Source organism: Endozoicomonas arenosclerae (assembly GCF_001562015.1).
Lineage (GTDB): Bacteria > Pseudomonadota > Gammaproteobacteria > Pseudomonadales > Endozoicomonadaceae > Endozoicomonas_A > Endozoicomonas_A arenosclerae.
Genome location: NZ_LASA01000328.1, coordinates 1 through 783 on the forward strand (window position 1 = coordinate 1; position 783 = coordinate 783).

1 protein-coding gene is annotated in these 783 nt (G+C 49.2%); it reads right to left on the reverse strand.

The genetic code is table 11. The annotated features are described in order from the left end of the window. Window positions 1-278: 278 nt before the first annotated feature. Window positions 279-783 (reverse strand): hypothetical protein (locus WG89_RS31590; RefSeq protein WP_414630402.1); only part of this gene is annotated, 505 nt, incomplete at its 5' end.

Genomic DNA, 783 nt, shown 5'->3' on the forward strand with positions numbered 1-783 from the left:
AGGTTGTGGTACTGGTGGGTGCTTCAGTTGTTTTTGAAACACTTTCAGTAGCCGTCGGTGTCACAGTTTCAGAGGTTCTCCCGACATCTTCAGGCATGGATGTGTTGCCAAAAATACTGGTGTATAAACGACTGGTGTAGGACTGACTGCTGCTCGTTGGCTTGGTGGTAGCTGTTGGAGTGACAGTGGGCTCAGTCGTTGTGCTCTGAGTGGAAGTCGCTTTACTACTCTCCTGAGAAGAAGTCGTGGTAGATGCTTCAGTTGTTTTTGAAACACTTTCAGTCAGCGGTGGGTGTTTCAGGGGTTGTKGTWGYTGGGACATCTTCAGGCATGGATGTGTTGCCAAAAATGCTGGTGTATAAACGACTGGTGTAGGACTGACTGCTGCTCGTTGGCTTGGTAGTAGCTGTTGGAGTGACAGTAGGCTCAGTTGTTGTGCTCTGAGTGGARGTCGCTTCACTAGTCTSCTGAGARGAAGTCGTGGTRGGTGCTTCAGTTGTTTTTGAAACAGTTTCAGTAGCCGTGGGTGTCACAGTTTCAGTGGTTCTATCGACATCTTCAGGCATCGATGTGTTACCAAAAATGCTGGTGTATAAACGACTGCTGTATGACTGACTGCTGCCTGTTGGCTTGGTGCTTTCTGTTGGTGTGTCCGTGGGCACAGTGGTTGTGGTCTGAGTGGTGGTCACTTCAATCGTTGGCTGAGAGGACGTCTTGGTAGGTGTTGCTTCAGACGGCTTATTGTCTGGATTCAGCAAGTAGTCTCTGGCGCTTTCCTTGGCT